Annotated in this window: 13 protein-coding genes; 4 read left to right on the top strand and 9 right to left on the bottom strand. The window is 40.9% G+C overall.

What is annotated here, in order from left to right; translation table 11 throughout:
• Positions 1 to 50: 50 nt before the first annotated feature.
• The 6 genes from PQO01_RS20185 to PQO01_RS20160 all read right to left on the bottom strand — a co-directional run bounded on the left by PQO01_RS20185 (position 51) and on the right by PQO01_RS20160 (position 9,508).
• Positions 51 to 878, bottom strand: a complete 828-nt coding sequence (locus PQO01_RS20185; protein WP_274316037.1) for a DUF1559 family PulG-like putative transporter — start codon at positions 876 to 878, stop codon at positions 51 to 53.
• Positions 879 to 4,193 (bottom strand): outer membrane protein assembly factor BamB family protein, encoded by a 3,315-nt coding sequence (locus PQO01_RS20180; RefSeq protein WP_274316036.1) that lies wholly within the window; start codon positions 4,191 to 4,193, stop codon positions 879 to 881. It abuts the gene before it with no gap.
• 358 nt (positions 4,194 to 4,551) lie between these two features.
• Positions 4,552 to 6,450 (bottom strand): beta-L-arabinofuranosidase domain-containing protein, encoded by a 1,899-nt coding sequence (locus tag PQO01_RS20175; protein ID WP_274316035.1) that lies wholly within the window; start codon positions 6,448 to 6,450, stop codon positions 4,552 to 4,554.
• Positions 6,451 to 6,856: 406 nt separating this feature from the next.
• Positions 6,857 to 7,393 (bottom strand): RloB domain-containing protein, encoded by a 537-nt coding sequence (locus tag PQO01_RS20170; protein ID WP_274316034.1) that lies wholly within the window; start codon positions 7,391 to 7,393, stop codon positions 6,857 to 6,859.
• On the bottom strand, positions 7,390 to 8,535 hold the full coding sequence (locus tag PQO01_RS20165) for an AAA family ATPase (RefSeq protein WP_274316033.1): 1,146 nt from the start codon (positions 8,533 to 8,535) through the stop codon (positions 7,390 to 7,392). The genes PQO01_RS20170 and PQO01_RS20165 overlap by 4 nt, the downstream gene beginning before the upstream one ends.
• Before the next feature lie 217 nt (positions 8,536 to 8,752).
• Positions 8,753 to 9,508, bottom strand: a complete 756-nt coding sequence (locus tag PQO01_RS20160) for a carboxylesterase family protein (RefSeq protein WP_274316032.1) — start codon at positions 9,506 to 9,508, stop codon at positions 8,753 to 8,755.
• 483 nt (positions 9,509 to 9,991) lie between these two features.
• On the opposite strand from PQO01_RS20160, the gene PQO01_RS20155 reads away from it, so the two are divergent.
• The 4 genes from PQO01_RS20155 to PQO01_RS20140 all read left to right on the top strand — a co-directional run bounded on the left by PQO01_RS20155 (position 9,992) and on the right by PQO01_RS20140 (position 16,939).
• Entirely contained in the window at positions 9,992 to 11,479 is a 1,488-nt protein-coding gene (locus PQO01_RS20155; protein WP_274316031.1) for a sulfatase, read from the top strand.
• A 12-nt stretch (positions 11,480 to 11,491) separates the two neighbouring features.
• Entirely contained in the window at positions 11,492 to 13,216 is a 1,725-nt protein-coding gene (locus PQO01_RS20150; protein ID WP_274316030.1) for a sulfatase, read from the top strand.
• Positions 13,217 to 13,578: 362 nt separating this feature from the next.
• Entirely contained in the window at positions 13,579 to 13,788 is a 210-nt protein-coding gene (locus tag PQO01_RS20145) for a sulfatase-like hydrolase/transferase (RefSeq protein ID WP_274316029.1), read from the top strand.
• Between the two features lie 160 nt (positions 13,789 to 13,948).
• A complete protein-coding gene (locus PQO01_RS20140) occupies positions 13,949 to 16,939 on the top strand; it encodes an autotransporter family protein (RefSeq protein WP_274316028.1) in 2,991 nt (996 codons plus the stop codon).
• Positions 16,940 to 17,110: 171 nt separating this feature from the next.
• Here PQO01_RS20140 and PQO01_RS20135 read toward each other — a convergent pair whose 3' ends face one another.
• The 3 genes from PQO01_RS20135 to PQO01_RS20125 are packed head-to-tail and all read right to left on the bottom strand — an operon-like array spanning position 17,111 to position 19,822.
• Entirely contained in the window at positions 17,111 to 17,986 is an 876-nt protein-coding gene (locus PQO01_RS20135; protein WP_274316027.1) for an alpha/beta hydrolase, read from the bottom strand.
• 21 nt (positions 17,987 to 18,007) lie between these two features.
• A complete protein-coding gene (locus PQO01_RS20130; RefSeq protein ID WP_274316026.1) occupies positions 18,008 to 19,483 on the bottom strand; it encodes a sulfatase in 1,476 nt (491 codons plus the stop codon).
• Between the two features lie 33 nt (positions 19,484 to 19,516).
• Positions 19,517 to 19,822 carry a hypothetical protein gene (locus tag PQO01_RS20125; protein ID WP_274316025.1) on the bottom strand — a complete coding sequence of 102 codons (306 nt, stop codon included), beginning with the start codon at positions 19,820 to 19,822 and terminating at the stop codon, positions 19,517 to 19,519.
• Positions 19,823 to 19,945 lie beyond the last annotated feature (123 nt).

Raw genomic sequence — 19,945 nt, 5'->3', positions numbered from 1 at the left:
GAGATTTCGGTGACTTTTGAAAGATTTGTAAGAAACTCAAGAAGAAAGCTTTATTCGCTTAAAGCATTCCATGGGGTATCAACAAAATTACTCCAACTGGGGGCACTTCCATCATAAAACCCAGATGCACCATCTCCAAGTGTGCTGGGGACCGAACGAAACTCTACATGACCATCACCGAAGAGGAAATTGAGTTTATAGCTTTTTGAATCGTGAATAAAGAAACCTCCGAGACCGCCTTTGTCCTCATTTTTTTGTCTACTTACAACCTTAGCTACTGAAAGGCCATCACACCATTCTCTTGCTCCAACTTCACCCCAGGCGCCAGTGGAGCCCATTTTATTTGACCAAAAATTGACTTCACTTAAAACGATGAAATTACTCGAATTTTGTACATCAGATATTTTCATTGACCAGCCAGCGTCATTTTTCCATCCCGCGGTGCCTCGGATGGCATTGGCATTACTCATATCATCTTGAACGTATGAATCATTGATGGCATAAGATTTTATAAGTATGGGGTCGCGATTTTGCAAAGTAGATGGGCAGAGGTAGCTGCCCGCACTATATTCATCGATACGTAATTCTTCTGTGAGTTTATCGGCGTCGCTAATTTCTCGACCATCATAATCACTGAGCATATCGTCCCAGGAAATATCGTCTTCAAAAGTGGTGCCATAGATAGGGTAATGCCCTTCACTATCATCCTGATAGAGGGCAAAGGATATAGCAATTTGCTTTTGATTATTGATGCAGGAGGCGAGGCGTGCTTTTTCACGTGCTCTCTTTAAGCTAGGAAGTAAGAGACTAGCTAAAATACCAATGATGGCTACGACGACTAAGATTTCGATGAGAGTGAATTTCTTTTTAGCTTTCATTTATTTCACCTGCTGATTAGTCGTTAATTTAGTTGATTCTTCAGTGGCTTGCCAACAAACGAGGCTACCATCTTGGAGAACGATGAAAATCTTGCCATTAGCCGCTGCCATACCATCGAAAACTGGTGGTGCACTTAGCTTATACTCGGCGACAGTTTTACCATCTGTAGTGGAAACTGTACGAAGGATGGCACCCATTGAACCGTCAATTGCATCCTGTTGCGCTTGGATTTTTTTGATGGATTCAGGTTGGCTAAATTGTCCGTAAAGTTTAGTCTCGTCGAGAATATCGGGAGGTCCCGCAATGAAAAGACTGTCGCCTGCACCCGCCATCGCACGACCTAATAAACCTGGCTCGGTATTGCGCCAATTGAACTTGAGAGAAGATAATTTTTCAATCGGTAATTTGGAGTTTTTTTCCCAGTTTGTGATCGAGGCTTCTTTATTTTTAATGGGGAGGAAAGTTTTTTCCCAGTCACCAGACTTGTAGGCATTGCCTTGCGAAGATGAGATCATGTACTCCATGATATGCGATTGAGCAAAGAATTCAGGTCTACGGCCAAAGCTATACACCGTATGATCGGGTTTCACAACCATGAGCCGACCTGTCGGTACATATTTACCTGGTTTCTGCCAACCACCCCAGCCAGAGCCCGCACCCTTGCCGTAGATCCAGAAACTGCGGTGGTGCCATGAGTCATCAAGGAAACCTACAGGAGCGAAAAGGTGAGTACCTTCTCCTTCTTGGTCAGAGCGACTAAAAGTCAGTGTTTTGTAGTGCTTACCATGACCTTCCTTATAAATTCTTTTACCATCAAGACCAATTCTTTGTGAGTTCATGTAGAGGTGTTTACCATCGAAGCTTAAGATATCGCTATTGCCCGGAACCATTTTTTGGCCTTGGTTTTTAAGCTGTACTTGGATGCCATCCTTTTCGTCTTTGTCACCATGAATGACTTCGGATTTCAGTTCTCCCGTTGCAGCATCAATGAGTGAAAGTCGTAAGCCACCATCAAGAAAAATAGTGCGTCCCGCTAGGCAATAGATTGTACCATCAACAATGGGGTTACTTCCGTGAATCGGCCAGATAGATTCAACGCGACCTTCGATAGCCATTTGACGATCTTCTTTCGTACCACGAAAGCGCCAAACGAGTTCACCATTATCTTCATTCAGGCAATAGAGGTGACCATCGGCACTACCAAAGATAACGCGTCCCTTCCATAGTGATGGCGAGGAATCAATTTTACCTGCCGTACTGAAGCTCCAGAGTGTTTTACCCGTCTCTTGATCAAGAGCATAGAGGGTGTTTTTACGAACAGCGGCAACATAAACTTTGCCATTATTAGCGACGGGTTGGGTAAGCTTTTCACCAGGAGCAATTTTGATTTCCCATTGCGGGCTTAAATTTGCGGAAATCGCATTTTGATTGTAGCTGAGTCTTTTGTTTCCATAGCGGAAGTTATTCCAACCCTGAGCTTGTTCTTTGAGTGGAGTATTGAAGGCCGGACCCTTGATGAGTCGTGGTGTTTCTTTGACTTCAATTAGATCTTTTTGCATACCCGGAGTGACTAAGCCACTGAAGCCACGCAGCATGGATTCGGTGTTGCAGGCACAGGGGTGGGGCGTCACATAAGTCATGCCATTAGCAGGTAAGATACCATTGAGACAGGCACCGCGAAGCCAGTGATGCACATCCCAAGTTTTGTTCTGTAGGTCGACATATTCGGTGCCTGTGGCGGCAGGGATAACATACTTTGCCGTAGCTTTTGAACGATAACAGCGTTGATGAAACCAGAAATTTGATTTGACATTAGGAGGGAAAGAGGTGGCCACTTCGCCTGATTTGAGATGGTGGCCATCGTAGTTACCACCTTGATGTTGAATGCGGGCAATAGCACCTGACCAAGCGAGGCCATTGATCACAAACAAATCATCTTGTGAACTATGGCCTGATGAGTGATGCTTCGAGGTCCAGATAATTTTACCCGTATCGATGTGATGAGCGTAAATTTTACCATCTTTAAAATCAAAACCAAGAGTTGCTAAAACCACGTCATCCTGACAAAGCAATGTGGGAGTAGTTGCGGTACCAAGTTTGTATTTTTTTAGTTCAAAGGCTTCGCCTTTCCATTTATCGGAACCATCGGGGTTGAGCGCGACCACTTGTTTGCCATTGTGAAAGAATACGCCTTTATGGTTAATGGCCATCGTGTTGGGTACGATAGCTGAATCATGTGACCAAATAATTTTGCCACTCTCTTGCTCAATCTGCATGATTTTATTTTTTTGATTATTTTCAAACTTATACTTGCCTGTGGCATCGCCAGCAGCACCCCAAACTTCTACATTGGAGAGCTCATAGCCTTCTTGTGCTTTGGCACTCTCTCCTGTAAGGGCATAGAGTGAACCATTATCAAATACGACTTCTTCTAGGCCTTCGGTGCCCGCAAAAGAACGTAAGACTTTGCCACTAAAGGCGTCAACTTCCGAAAGGGGGGCACCTGCAGCAAGTGGTAGGTAAAGTTTATCACCAATCGCAATGAGGCGACGTTGAAGTTGGGCAGGGCCAGATTTCACTGGCCAGAGGTGATTGTGCCAAGTTTCCAGATCTAATTTCCAAAGGATTTTACCATTAAAGGCATCTTGAGCGACTAAGCGCCACTTCTCTGGCAGAATCGCAGATAGGCGCGAACCTTCATCGATGATGTAGTAGAGTACTCCATTATTCGAAACCATGGACGTGAGGCTAGAGATCATTTCGTGTGAGCGCGTCCATGAGGGGCCACTGCGCCATTGAATATGTTTGGGAGGTCCCACCATTTCATCAAAGCTTACGGCATTGTTGTCAGCGCCATAAAAAGCCATGGGCCAATCATCAATATTTGTGGGGACGGCTTTAGTTTCTGCTGCCCATTGACCATTTTTATTAAAATAGACTTTACCTCGTGGCGCCACAATTCGCATAATCTCTTCTTTGGGAACTGTTGCGGAATCCGCACAAATGACTTTGTTGATCAAGTTGTTAAGTACGGGTAAATTGTAGCCATTATAACTGCGGACCGACAAGGAACCATTGCCCTTTTCGATTAGTACTTTGCGAAGTTCGCTAACTTTAGTGGGGTCTTCAGTAAGGATTTGACCATTCCATTTATCACTATTACTGAGCTCAATGAGTTCGTCAAAGTCACTTTTGTCCGGTGTTCCCAAGTAAAGAACTAGGCCTGCGGGGCTATCGGAAAAATCTGGGAGTGATCCCGCAAAAACAACTTGTGGGAGAATGAGGAGGGATAATAATGTCTGCCATTTTGTCATGATTCGAAAAACCTTTTTTCACTTTATTTGACTTATGAATCGAAGGTTTTTATTTGTTCTAACACGACTTTATGATTATTTTTACGCAACTAAGCAATTAGTAGTTATAAGTCTTAATAAAAGACCTATGCCTGATCTTTAGGGACTGATGATGCATGTCGTCTAGGGCTTCAGCCCGATATTAAAAAGCCTGTGGCGTGATCTTTAGGGACTGATGATTCATGTCGTCTAGGGCTTCAGCCCGATATTAAAAAGCCTGTGGCGCAAGCCACAGGTAATTGTGGAATGATTAATAAGGGCTCACTCGTGAGTCCGACAGTATTCCGCGCAGTTCCAGCCCTAGCTCTAAGGGCAATTTTTATAAAGTGGGAAACTCTGTAATACGTAAGTTGGTGCAGCCATAGGGAATGAGTGTGACTCTTTCTGGAATAGAGGATTTAATTCGACTTTTCTCTACAGGGCTAATGGGAGTATTGCCTGCCCAACCATGCTGTAGGTTCCACTTGATGGGCATAGCCATAAGGGAGGTGCTTACGGGAGCACCCTCGGGAGAAAAGGGACAGTCGCCAATGCTGTGCTCCACAAAATCAAGCGATTCATTTAATCTTTGCTCATCTATGTCTAAGGCATATTGCCAAGGGCTAATGGGCAGTACTTCGTAGTCACTATGAGGAGCTTCTCGATAAGGAAGGTCTTTATTGTATTGCTTCCAATGCTCTTCAATTTTGAGGGCATAAACCAGCGGTCCACGTTCAATCGATAAAGCATTGCGGTAGCGACGTGAACTACGTGCTAACATGGGCAATGTGAGCTTCAGTTCAGTCTCCCCGGACCATTCACGTAAAATGGAGTAGTAAGTACCCGCTTCGGGCAAAATTTCTTCATTATCAAGTTGAATACTGGCGCGGCTTGCCCATTGCGGGATACGCAATTTGAGCGGGAAAGTGAGGGCTTGTTCACTTGTTATTTTAAAGAGTAGGGAATCTCGGAAGGGATATTCGGTAATGACTTCAATTTTGACAGGAGTATTATCAATGATGATCTTAGCTTCGCAGGGCGCATAGGCAATGATCGCAAGGCCATCGTCATCAGTCTTCATGATTAATGAAGCGGCAAACTTGGGCCAGCCTTGGTGCATGTTGGAAGTGCAACAGCCGAAGTGCGGTTCAAGACCAAAGGTATTGGAGGCATCGCCATTGGTGGTCCACATGTGTTCTTTATTGTCAGTCGCCTGAACCTGATTGACTTGTTGGTCGTACTGATGAGTCCACATATCTGGACCAAAAGTTGCGGGCAGCGCATTGAAGGCAATCTTTTCCAAACGATCACCAATTGCGGGTTCCGCAACAATAGTCTGCATCTGCTCAAGTGAAAACATATATTCCACCACCGCACAGAGCTCCGTTCCTTGAATCGGATTTTTCCCACTTAGGCATTCATCACCAGTGAAGACTCCAGTGACCATGCCGTGAAAACGATCGAGGATCGCAATCATTTCGGGACCAAAGCTGCGATCTGATTGCTCGCCTGAAACTCGCCACCAAAGGGCATTCGCTTTTATCGCCATGGCATTATTGACCACGTGTTTATCGAAGCTCCAGTCACCGCGTCGTGCATTGGGAGTGCGAACTTCATCGGATTTGAAAAATTCTTTCCAGTCGAAACCCTGTGCAAAAAATTTACGTGCCAAGTCAATGAGCCATTCTTCCTGCTGAATTTCGTAAACATAATAAATGGAAATCAGGCTCTCGAACCAACGGTATTTACTCCAGTTAAATAATGGAGTCTCATCCATATGGCGATCCATCATTTTTAGACAGCATTGCAGTGCATTAAGAACTTTTTCATCTTGTGTGATTTGATGGTATTGCACCAAAACTTTTAGGGCTAAAATCAGACCCCAGGGATCGTATTCATCCGTGGCTTCAATATTCTCTACATTAGCTTCGCGGGGTCCTAACCAGCCATCTTCACCTTGATTTGCAATGATGTAATCCATGTAAGTTTTGATGCGCTTCAGCAAGGCTTCATCATCTAGTAAGTGAGCTAGGGGGATGACGCCGTCGAGCCAGTAGGGGGCGCGTTCCCATCCTTCTGCCTGGCCTCCAAACCAGGAGCTATCTTTGATATCAGGCCAAAATTGATCTAAGGCGCCGCTGAGGCCATTAGCTTGAATTTTCAATTGTTGTCTTAACCAGCCGGTGGGCTTAATTTGGCCGAGAGTGAGAGGGGTGAAAGTGAGTTTACCTAAAGTCATTTGGAATCCTTGGCTTAATGAAGCTTAATTTATCCAATATTGACGATCTTCGATCTTTAGTAAATGGCCAAAGGCGACAAAAAATAAGCCGTATGCGACATGGTTTTTATCTTATGAGCCAGTATAAAAGGAACTCTAACACTAAATACATATCAGTATTCTTAACTACAGTTCAGAAGTAATTAATCTTCTTGAGTTGGTACGGGACGTGCATAGCTTGGGCTGTTAAAGTTGGTGCTGATAAAGTACGCTTGCCAAATGTGTCGTTAGATATAATCGACTGTAGGGTGTTTTCGAATGAAACTCAATTGTTTCTCCCTTCTCTATTAGAAATGGTGTAATTAAGAGAAACCTTAAGGTTTGGATGGTTCAAGAAGACAAAGTAATCAATACTGAAATATGTATTCTACTTCTCAAGAAGTTTTATAATCTTATCCAATGTCGAGTTAGATGAACGAGTTGTTTCAAGTTTACTTTTTGAGAAAAATAGTGGAAGTTTTTGTGAGAAGTTCGACATGTTTGTGTAACCCATGTGATTCTTTAGCTTTCTTTTACAATCAGCACAACTATTCACAGTTCCTTTAGCAAGGCCTAGTAAATCAAGTAAAAAGCATTCAATACATACACTATCTGTCGTTACTACTTCATATCCATGAGTTTGACAATCTGCATCAAATCTCGCTGGTGGAGTTACATCACCATCCAGTAGTAATACTTTATCATCAAATATATTGCTGTTTTTAGGGAATTGATTCTTTGCTTTCTGTAATACTGAACTAGGACTACCTCCATAACCATTGGTGATTGTAGCCCGACTTTCATAAATTCTTTTCAAGTGCTTTAAAAAGACTTCTTCAGTTTGTCCTTCACCAACGATTAAAACACTTGATTGTGGAAAGCGTTCTAATCGTTTAGCTCTTCTTGAGTTTGAAAAACGACTCATAGATTTGGAACTCCGCCAAGTTTACCAGTGTTATAGTAAGGAGATATAGGACGATCATTTTTCAATTCCAACTCTTTAGTTGGCAACTCATCTAAACGATAGCCATAACTTTCATTATACTCTTTATTTACTATAAAGGTTCTATATTTACCCATTTTATCCATTAAAGGAATATCATGCGTTGTAAAGATAAACTGAGAATTATTGACATTTATTGCAGGATCATCAAACATCTCAACAAGTGCATGGGAAATATGAGGGTGAAGATGAAGATCAAATTCATCCATCACTAATGTGAGTCCACCGATTAGAGATATACAATACCATCCTAAATTTATAAACAAGTTCTGAGTTCCTTTGGATTCTTCATGAAAAAACAAGGGAGTAACTTTACCATCTTCTGTTTCATGAAAGAAAATCGGGAAAAATTCACCTTTTTCTTGCTCTTTTTCTCTTAGTTCAATGTCTATAATTCCAGTATCAAAATCCATAATTTGAGTTTTTACAAAATTAAAAACAAAATCATCGTCTTCTAGAGCTTCAGAGATAAATGTAATTTTTTCCTCTAATGGAGTGAACATCAGCCTATCAACTTGTATAGATCTAATTTTATCATAATGAGGTATAATACTTTCAAGTTCATATTGGAATGCTGTGCTTATAATCGAAGCATTATCTCGGAGGCGTACTTTCTTGAGGCTGAAAAAATTCTTACTAGGTACAGTGACGTTATTGTTTTTTCTAATAAAGAGCACTTTTTGGCTCTGTTTGGCAGTAATGTCAAATAAAGTTTCTGAAATAACTTTTTCAGATGTTACAACCAGTTCGTAGCGGTAGCTTTTTTTGGCAATAAAATACTCTAAATAAAGTTCAGTAGGGTCTTCATTAAAATAAAAAGATTTAACTGGGATTTTATCTTTGGGTTTTAGTTCTCCAAAAGAATTAATGCAGTAATAGCTAAAGAAGTCCAATATTTGTAAAATATTACTTTTTCCGGAAGCATTGTTGCCTTTCACGCACAAGGTGCTGGCAAAGTCGAGTCCTTTAGATATATATTCGGGACAATTTTTATTGAGCCTCAAAGATATATCTATACCTTCCTTAAAACTTAAAAAGTTTCGTGCGCCAAATGCTAAAATCATAATTTGTTTATTCCAATTTAGTCAAAAAATATATTTGAATTACACCTTAAAACACCAAAAATCAACAAAATCCGACATATTTGTCGGAAGTTTGTTCTTTTGCGAGTTTTTTGTCACCTTTGGTGAAAGGGTTAATGCACCTCTAATAAATTACTTAGATTAAGTGGCCTAGGTTGATCTCTGTGGGATTTGGGTGTCAGGAAAAATTTATTTAGAACTATTTTTTTTGTAAAAAAAGCCAGTCGTAATAACCTTCGACTTTTTTTGCTTCTGCCGATGCCGTCTTGTGATTCGCTCCTTCGAAAATAGATAAGTTCACATTATTGGAATTCAACTTTGCAAACTCCTCTTTCATTTTAGAAATACCTTGAACGCGGGGCGCACTATCCTTTGTGCCCACCATGGCCCAAATGGGTAGTTTCACCATGCTTTCAGTTTTGCTATAATCAGGTATAAAACCTTTGGGACTAATGGCCGCAAAACGCTCAGGCTCCAGCATTGCCCATTCCCATGTGCCTTTACCACCCATGCTGTAGCCCACACAATAAATGCGATTCACATCGATGTCTTTGTGCTGACTCAATATATAATCTAGCATTTTCGAAAGTGACTCAGGTTCCCAGACGGGGTCACTCTGAGGGACTAGGATTTTGGCGCCGAATTTTAGGTTTTCAGTTTTCGATAATTCTTTGATGATAGAGGCCTTCATACGGGATTCGATGGGTTTACCTCCGCCGCCAACGCCGTGCAGTGAAATGATTAGGGGTGATTTTTCATTCGTGCTCTTTAGAGGTTGGCAGAGAAGCACTTGGTTTTTCAGAGTGCCAAAACTGGAACTAATAGATTCCGGTATAGTCACGACTTCCATTTTAAAGGCGACTTTAGCATTTCTCGTGTTGTCTCTCTTTTGTCCATGGACTGGAGCTATAATTAATCCAGAGATTAAAACTCCAAGTATAAATATTTGTCTCATAACATATTCCTTTATTTGAGTATCTATAGATCACTACGTGAGCACATTTAACTATCTAACAAGGCTTTGGGTATTTAATTAATGATTAAATAGTTAACAGTGGGAACGCAAAATTTGTTGCAGGGAAAAGGGCCATTGGCCCGATATGAAATAGCGTATGGCGTGAGCCACACGTCAGTTATGAATATTAATGTGAGGGCTCACTTGTGAGTCCGAAATATCGTATGTCGGACCCAAATTTGGGCCCTTGATGAATTTAAATATTATAATCATCCACCTCACGGTGGACGCTATTGTCTATCGGTACTTCGTACCTACAAAAATTTAAACTAATTTTTTGTGGATTAAGTTTAAATATCGACTTAGGCCAAAGCAGTAAGCGTACACATTTTATGGGGAATTCACTGAAATCCTTGTTAGAATGGCTTCTCATTCACGATTGATTAGGTGGATATTACTTTACTTAATCAAATTGAGGCCATTATGAAAAAGAACTTTAAAACACTCAGATCCCAGATAAGCCTGGGATTCATTTTTACATCTTACCTATGCTCTTTTGCTGCGATGGGTGAAGAAGCGAAAGAAGAACGTCCCAACTTCATAATCTTCTACACGGATGATCAGGGTTATGGCGACACATCAGTTCCCATGATGAAAGATCGTCCCGAATTGGCAAAAAAGATTTATCGCACACCTCACTTAGAGCGAATGGCAAAAGAGGGCATGCGCTTTTCCAATGCCTATTCACCTGCGCCGACATGTACACCGTCACGCATTAGTCTGCAATTTGGTAAAACAACAGCTAAAACAAAAGTGATGACAGTTCATGACGTTATGGCAAAAAAGAATGGTGTCGACTTAAGAAATCACAAGGGCATGGCTGAGTTCGTCAAAGAAGCGGATCCCAATTATGTGACGGCTCATTTTGGCAAGGGAATGACGACTCGTCGCATGGATGACATCGGTTATGATATATCTGATAATATTGATGACATTAAAGAGGGCAACGGTAATTTTCATGGCGATTGGCTCAGTATAAAAAATAGAAAGCCTATTCCCGATGATGACCCTAAGCGCGTCTTTAGTTTAACCAAAAAATCTGTTGACTTTATTAACACACAAGCTCAAGTAAATAAGCCATTCTTTCTTATGGTTTCGCACTACGCAGTACACGTCAAGCACGCTGCTTTGGAAGAAACAATCAAAAAATATCAGACTGGAAATATCCCTAGAAAAGATGCCATGTATGCGGCCTTGATTGAACATTTAGACGATAGCCTAGGTGCAATGCTAAAGGCTTTGGATGATAATGGTATTGCTGACAATACATATGTGATTTTCACCTCAGATAATGGTGGTGGTCATGGGGGCAATCCTAATTTACAGGGTGGAAAAGCCAAAATGATGGAAGGTGGTTTACGCGTTCCGACTGTTGTTCGTGGTCCCGGGATTCCAGCGAACTCTCAGTGTGATGTGCCGATTGTTCAGTATGACTTTCTCGCGACTCTTCACGAGCTATCGGGCAACCCCAATCCTTTGCCGGAAGATATTGATGGTGGCAGCTTAGTAGACGTATTCAAGAACGGCAATGCTGGTAAAGTTGAGCGCAATACGCCATTCCTAGTTTTTCACTACCCTTACTACGCAGGTGTGCCGATTTCAGTCATTCGTCTTGGCGATTATAAATTCATGCGCCAACTCAATACGGGAGAAACACGTCTTCACAATGTGGCAACTGATATGGGAGAAGAGAAAAACCTTATCGATAGTATGCCTGAAAAAGCTGCTGAAATGGATAAGCTTTTGGAAAATTATGTAAAAAGAGTTGGGGCTTGGGATATTGAAGATGTCTATGCTGAGCGCCTCGGAGAACTAAAGAAAAGACTTAAGTCTGACTCATCAGAAAATGCTAAGGTAAATGCTCAAATTGAAAGAACCAAAGCCAACCAAGCTAACAAGAAATGGCTATAAAAGGAGATTAAAATGCGAATACTCTATATACTGATATCTCTTCTGTTCTTTGGAAATATCCTAGCTGAAGATAATAAAAAACCCAATGTACTTTTTATTTCTATTGACGACATGAACCATTGGATAAGTGCCATGCGGGATTACCAGGCTATATATGATTATCCCGCCTATAAAACACCTAATATTGATCGACTATTGGCGCGAGGAATGTTCTTTACCAATGCTCATGTTCCTGGGGGCTCATGTAAACCGTCACGAGTCTCGGTCTTTACCGGTGTCGCCGTTTCTAAACATGGGGTGTATCGCAATCCCCATACCTGGCAATTAGCGCCGAAGTTTAAAAACCGCGATGATGTGAGTATTATGCAACGCTTTCGCAAAGAAGGTTATTTTGTAGCTGGTGGGGGTAAAAACTTTCATACCTATCACCCCGGTTCATGGGATGAGTACATCAACACTGAAGAGCGCGATCCCAAAGATCGTGCGGCAGACATGGTTTTAAAAAAGAAATTTCACGAAGCTAATAAAGCATATGAAATTGAGCGTAAACGCCAAATGAAAGCGCTCACAATTAAAGATAAAAGCAAGGCAGATGCCATTAAGTGGGGGCCTTTGGATTGCCCACCAGAAGCTATGCCAGATGCATTCATGGTGGATTACATTATTCGTAAACTCAATGAAAAACGCAATAAGCCTTTTTTTCTCGGCTGTGGTTTTACTAAGCCTCACTTAGCCTGGGCCGTCCCACGCAAATACTTTGATATGTACCCATTGGATGAAATACCCACTCCCGTCGTTAAAGAAAATGACATAGATGATTTAGGTCAACAGGGACAAAATATGGCCGGTGGAGCTACTCATGATTTTATGGTAAAATCGGGTCTTTGGAAAAGCGCTATCCAGGGATACTTGGCTTCTTGTACTTTTGTTGATGATCAAATAGGGCGCTTGCTGGATGCTATTGATGCTTCCCCTGAGAAAGATAACACCATCATTATGCTGTGGAGTGATCATGGTTGGCACTTCGGTGATAAGGGCCATTGGAAGAAGTTCGCAACTTGGGAAGAAACAACCCATATCCCCATGGGAATTATTGCTCCTGGAGTGACCAAAGCGGGTCAAAAAACTCATCGTCCAGTTAATGCTATCGATCTTTATCCAACTCTTCTAGAACTCTGTGGTTTAGAGCCCAATCCCGAATTAGATGGTCACAGCTTAGTGCCTTTACTTGATAAGCCAGATAGAGAATGGAATTACCCATCGCTAACAACTCACAGCCGCGGTTACAATACTGTAAGGACTCAGAAATGGCGTTTGATTGAATACCCTAGAGATAATGAAATGGAACTCTATGATCATAGTAATGATCCTCTCGAGCACAATAATTTGATCAATAACCCAGAGTACGCCCATGTGATGGCTGAGCTCAAAGCAATGATGCCAAAAACTAACGCTCCTGAAATTGTGGAAATAGAAAAAACCATCGATAGCACTCAAAGAGAGATTCTTGGTAAAAAAATCAGAGGCCCCATTTACACCAAAGCAATGTCAGCGGGTCGTGAAGCCGCTTTAGCCTCTGAACCAGGCCAAGAACATGCCGCCGTTGATAAAGTTATTTTAGATATTATTACCCAAGCCAAAGCTGATGGCGCGTATGATCAATCAAAAATAAGAACGGAGATGGTCGGTACGAACAATAAAAAAGTGTATTACGAAAAGGCTGGAGATAAGAAGTGAACTTTCTTCGAAAGTAGAACGCGCTTCGCGCTGAAAGACCGCTACGCTGAAAGAGGTAAGAGACTTGGTGTTATTTCCTGCTGGGAGCGCAGGGTTTTTCCTGCTTTTTATCAAATGAATTGAGAGAAAATTTTTTGTATAGATATGGTGAAATTCTTCTTTGTGAGCTCTGTGGTGGATATATTTCTCGCTAAGTCGCCAAGACAACTAAGTGTTTTATCTGTGTTGATCTGAGAAATCTGTGGATAGATTAAGAGATTTTGATCATTGTTAGATCGTGCACGCTGAAGCGTAGACTACGAACCTAGTTTTTTCTCTGTGAACTTCGTGCCCTCAGTGGTGATTATTGCTTAGGAGTTAAAATGATTAGGTATTTTTTATGTGTGTTATTATCGTCGTTTATGTATGCAGGTGATAAGCCCAATATTATTTTTATTCTAGCGGATGATCTGGGATGGGCAGAGCTGGGCTCTTATGGCAATGATTTTAACGAAACTCCCCATTTGGATAAAATGGCAAAAGCGGGCATACCCTTTGCGATTTCCGTTTTTTTTAGGAGGTTAGATATTTAGAATTTTAATTATTTGCAACAACCCATCAAATTTTTCTGAAAAAACTTGTAATCATAAATTGTGTAGTTTAGATTTTTTTGTCTTTGATACAAAGGAGTTGATGTCAATGAAAAAAAAATGTTACAAGTCTTTTACGTTTAGACTTATTACAAGTTTAATTATGTCAAATACTATGTTAGCTGGTAGTGATCCATTTATAGCTGTAAATGAAAATATCATCAACTTTGCGCAGGGAGATGCTATTGGAGATCGACCAGACCCCAATAATTTTTTCGATTCAACAGTTTTTGAGTATACTTCAAGTAGAACTCTACATGCATCCGCTAATATGAGGTTTGGCGGGGGCTTTAATAACATGTGGGAGGAAGTTACTTTTAAAGGGAAAAGTGGGCCAATAGATCTAACACTGAATTCCTTAAATCCTAATACATTTCAAGAAGACGGTAGTTTAAAGACCCTATCACTTAGAGTACTTAATTTAGAAGATGTGGAATTGGAATCGAATATTCGTTTTGCCTTTGAGCAGAGTGATAATATCATAAATTTTGACAATGCGCTCGTTCATTTTAGAACTTGGGACCCTGTATTTATAAGTACTGGTGATTTAACGATTAATTCCTTAACTGCTTCAGAGAACTCTTTATATGGACTCAGTGGTACTATTGAATCAAATAGCACCACTATAAATGTTAAAAATGGTTCTATCTTCAAAATAGAACAATCAGGTGTTAACATTACAAATTCTTCCTTTTTAAAATTTAGAAATGATTTCCAAGCGAATGTCGATGCAAGTGAACTAGTACTTGAGTATTCATTTGTTGAAGCACAGAAAGGAACTATCAACTTAATCAATGGTTCTACTTTAAGGCTTCGAGGTTCTGATACTGGTTTTTCTTTAAAAGATTTATATGTTGAAAATTCTTCTATTACCAATCCTGGGGGAGGAACCAAAAAACTAAAAATTGCAAATCAGTTTACCTTGATTGATTCAACGCTAAGCACAGCTCAAGCAAGTTATGAAGTCGGCTTCTTACGTTTAAAAGGAACAAATAACTTAACAGGAAGTGACGTAACAGAAAAATTCATTTCTGAAGTCATTCAAACGGTTGATAATACAACTTCTAATTTAACTGTACAAAATTATAATTTATTTCGTGCTGAAACGATTATCTTAAGTAATAATTTAACCCTTAATATTGACGATGCATTTTTAACAATCGCTACCGGTGGAGATCTTATTGGGCAAGGCGGAACCATTAATTTAACTGACGCTTCGATGAGTATTTTTGGTGATGTTAAAGGAAGTAACGGAACGATCAACCTTAGTAATGATAGTAAAATTGGTTTTTATGAAGGTAGCGGAGGTTTTCACCTTGGAGGCCCCATTACCATTAACCTTGATACATCTAGTTTAGAAGTTCAGACAAAATTTACAGGATCTGGTACGATTGGTGATGAAAATAGTTCAATCTTCATTAAGCCAAATACCAACGACACAACTCAGGCACTTTTAGCTTTAGGTGATGAAAATGGTAATCCAATTGGGTCTTTAACGACGGATTCATTAATACAATTTTCTGGTGGTATATTCGTCAGTGACCAAGATTTAATTGATTCAAACTTATTTGATGGTGGTACCTTCGAAGTAGATGTTCAATATGCAACAAATAATCTTGCTGAAAACGATCAAATTAAATTTGGTGCGAATGATGTAGATATTACTTTATTGAAACAGATTGTTGTCAATGTTGCTGACGGGTCTACAGCAAACCAATTAGATAGAAAAGAATTTACGATCATTTCTGCTAAAGATAGCGCTGCAACAGGTAATATTGTTTTTAATAAAACATCAAAAACTGTCGATGAGCTTCTTGTCGAAGGTGGTTCCGTACCTGTACTAATTGATTTTAGAATCGTTGACAATAATACCAATGGTAAAGAAGATATCACCTTAGTAGCTGAAGAAAATTTGCCCATTAACCTCTCTAAACACCAAAATGTAAAAACACGAAATCATCGTGGTTCAGCATCTTTGGTAGGAAGTGCGGCGCATACGGGTAATACTCAAATTAATAATGCTCTTAATTCATTAACCAATCAACAATTAACTTCTCATCTCGATACAATTCATCCCGAAGGCTATTCTTCTTACATGACTGTGGGTTTAGAGGCAAGTTTAGGTGTGTTAAAAACGGTGGCGAATAACTCTCGTGGAGCCAATACTTTTCGGGCGCCTCTAACAGCTATGACGGCATCTACAGAGCCTTCCGTGGCGCCTTCAGTAGAAGTTGGCTTTGAAAAAGAATTTTGGGCTGACTTAAGCTATGTGGATGGTAATATCGACGAAGATGGTGAGCTTGGCAGTATTGATTACAGTATTACAAGCTTTGTCTTTGGTCAGGACTTAGCAGTGGATCACAACTCGAAAGTTGGTGCTTTTGCCGGTTACTCATACTACAAAATGAACGAACATGGCGTTTCGGATATGGATTTGGATACGGATGTCCTCTACCTCGGTATGTATCACCAATACAGAAGCACTAATGACTGGAGTTTTGATTCGAGTATTGGTTATGCCTATGGTATGAATGAGTCTGAACGAAATTCTACTTTGGGCACTATATCAGGAACTTCTGATGGAGAGTATGATAGCCACAGTTTGTTCATTGGTTCAACAGCAGAGAAAGTCTGTTACAAAAGTAAAAGTTTTAGCATTTCTCCTGAGTTTGGTATGTACTACGTTTATTACTATCAGGAGTCTTTTGATGAAAGTGGTAATCCATCTTTGGATCTAAGTTTAGAGTCTGATGATGCCCATTCTTTAGTTAACAGCATCGGCCTTAACTTTGATTTTAATTCAATTGGTACTGACCCGGAATACACAATTCTTCCGCGGCTCTTTATTCGTTACGAGCACGATTGGATCGCCAATCATGACGATGATCATAGCATTCACGCCAGCCTCAAGAACTCTAATTCCGGAACACAAAGCTTCACAGGGCAAAATCGCGGAGCGAATCACGTGATCGGTGGCTTCAATATCAATGGTAAGATCAATGATCAATGGAACCTGAATTTGGGCTCAAGCTACAGCTATAATGACAATGGCGATGAAGTTGGTATCAATGCTAGGATCTCTTACAGTTTTTGATTCACCTAAAGAGCGACTCTGAAGAACAACATAACTTGGCAAACTCTCACCCAGAAAAACTCCAGGAGATGAAAAAGAAACTCCAGGACTGGCGAAAGAGTTTGTCACTGGAATAGATTTATTAAAATCACCAAATCACCAAATCACCAAATCACCAAATCACCTAGGAGATCAATTAATGAAAATCGAATCCATGTATTCTTTTTGGCTGAGTTCAGGTTCTTTGTCGCCGATCTGCAGATAAACTTTGGCGCCAACTTTCTGGGCTTTTTCTTTGAGGATGACTCCAAATATGCCATGATGAATGCCGTGACCTTGGTCGCGAGCGGGGTAATCTGCATCTTTGTACCTCAAATATAGTGGTGGATCGTCTTTGCTAATATGCTTCAGGGCGGTGTACTCATTTGAGAATGCTTTGTATTTGCTGTCCCAGTTCTTTTTGAGCTCTTCAATATTATCTACGCCGAAGGGTTTGAAGAGCATGCCGTGTTTGAGGGTTTCGGAGCCAATACGCTTTTCAATGAGAAAGGGATCCAAAGTCGTTTGTCCCCCACCTGCAATGGCTCCGGCAACACGTGTGGATTGCCGAGCAACGGGATCGTCACTATTTGGATCAGCCATGTCGTCATGGGTTGCCAACCACATGCTCGATGCCGCGCCGGCAGAACTGCCTGTAAGTAGGATGCGCTTGGGGTCTATATTCCATTCTTTGGCTTTATAACGAATAAATTGAATTGCTCTTGCGGCAGAATTTGCCATGGCGGGTTGAACGTCGCCACTAGAAACCAAGGGGTAGGCAATCGCTATGGTGTGATACTGATTTTTGAAAATATTGGCATGCTGAGTTTGAGCTTTATCACCACCAATCCAGCCACCACCATGAATTTGAACTAAAACTCCCAATGGTTTCTCTGATTTAACTTGCCAAAAGTTCAGCGTGTTGCGCTCGTGAGGGCCGTATTTCACATCTTTTAAACTAGGCGGAGCTTTTTCCGCTGCAAAACATGTTTGGCTAATAAGAATTAATAAACTTAAAATTTTATTCATGATTTCCTTATAATTATTTTGCTATTGTCTAGCTTTTGGGACTTGTTGTTGATGTCTTTTGATCTCTTCTTCGAGGCCTTCTTTGCCGATGAGATTTCGTTTGCCATCCTTGCGATGAATCCAATAATCTTGAGCGTCGACTTCTTCAAAATAATCATTTAGACTTTTCTTCAAATCAGCAACTAATTCAGGCATTTGGTCAAGTAAATTATTGGCTTCTTCAATATCATTTTCAACATCGAATAGTTCATACTGACGTGTGTAATAACTGTAATAAAGTTTGTATTTACCGCGGCGAATAGCGACGGCTGGGTGAACGGGATCATGGGGCAAACCTTCCCACTTTAAAAAGCGCCAAATTAAATCCTTCGTACCGCGATTAACCGTGGCACCCTCATCACCTTCTAAGTAGGCGCGAAAGCTGCCACCATCGAGTTTTAGATCTTTGCTAAGAGCTTCTGTGCCACCCACTAAATCGTAAAAAGTTGGCAAAAAGTCCCAGTTTACAATGGCTTGATTACAGTAAGTCCCCGCTTTAATTTTAGGACCTTGCACGACAAATGGTACTCGAATTCCCCCTTCATAAGTCCAACGCTTACCCCCAATTAATGGTGTATTTGGTCCAGCTGTATTGGCATAAGTGAAGCCGCCATTATCAGACGTGAAAATGATGTAGGTATTGTCCTGAATGCCCTGTTTCTCGACTTCGTCCAAAATCATACCTACGCCAATATCTAAATCCTCCACCATCGCGGCAAAAAGAACAGATCTTTTGTCCAATTTAGGATGTGTAGCTGCAAGGCGCTTTTTAGTTCTTTCCAGGGTTTCGGCACGGGATTGTAATGAAACGTGAACAGCATAATGAGATATTTGTAAGTAAAAAGGCTTTTTTGCCTTTGCTTGTTTCGCAATAAAATCACAGGCTCGTTCCGAGATGGTATAAATCTGTTTTGGATCTTCTGGAGGGAGTTTTTCCTTATTGTTTTCGTAGAATTCTCCGCCGCCATTGCCCGTGTAACCATCATGTAGGTCAAAACCAGCTACTTCAGGTTTGAGTTTGGGGATATGCCACTTACCAAGGTGAGCGGTAGCGTATTCCGGGTGAACCGAACGGAGCGCTTGAGGAATAGTAAACTTATGACTTCGATCTTTCACTAAATAATCTCCCGCATTGGTGGTGTGAGCCAGGCGTGTGGGAGTTTGTCCAAACATCAAAGCCCCACGACTCGGCGCACATTGCGGTGCCCCGGCATAGGCTTGAGAGAAAATCATGCCATTAGCTGCCATGCGCTCTAAATTCGGTGTGTGGTAAACGCCTTTGCGGCTATCCGCACGATCAGGGTGCATTTGTACCGAAGTGTCTGCCCAACCTTGGTCATCTGAAAAAATCAAAATGATATTGGGTTTTTGGCTTTCGGCAAAAAGCTGAAGAGGGAAGGTGGCGCAACAGGCAATTAAAGTTAAAAGTGTGGAGGTGAAATTCTTGGTTTTTATCATAAATAGGCTCATTAGATTTGATCTGGATAAGTTTTAGGGACAGGACTGACAGTTTCCTTGTGTTGAATCACAGGGTTTATTTTTAGCAGTAGATTTTTCGGCGCGTTGATCTAGGAACTTCCCCAGTTGGGCTAAGCCCTCTTGATCTTTATCACTTAATTTATTTTCTTTCAAGGCAGCTTTTACGCCTTCGAGGAAGGCGGCTTTTTCTTTGCTGTTTAAGTTTAGTTTTTCTAAATTCATGACTGTAATAGCTTTGCCATAGGCCTTGAATTGAGCCTCCTCTGCTGTAAGCCTTGCTGTACACAGGAAAATCAAAGTGAGAATAAATACCTTCATAATGTGAACCTTCTTTTATTAATATTAGCTAGGTTTATTTTTGGGAGAATGTTGCCATCTTTTGTGATGGTTCATATTTAATAAGCCCTAAAATTAAGTTTGATAAATAATGAATCGTAAAAA

Source organism: Lentisphaera marina, assembly GCF_028745505.1.
In the GTDB taxonomy this organism is placed as follows: Bacteria; Verrucomicrobiota; Lentisphaeria; order Lentisphaerales; family Lentisphaeraceae; genus Lentisphaera; species Lentisphaera marina.
This window is presented reverse-complemented; position numbering and strand designations above follow the sequence as displayed.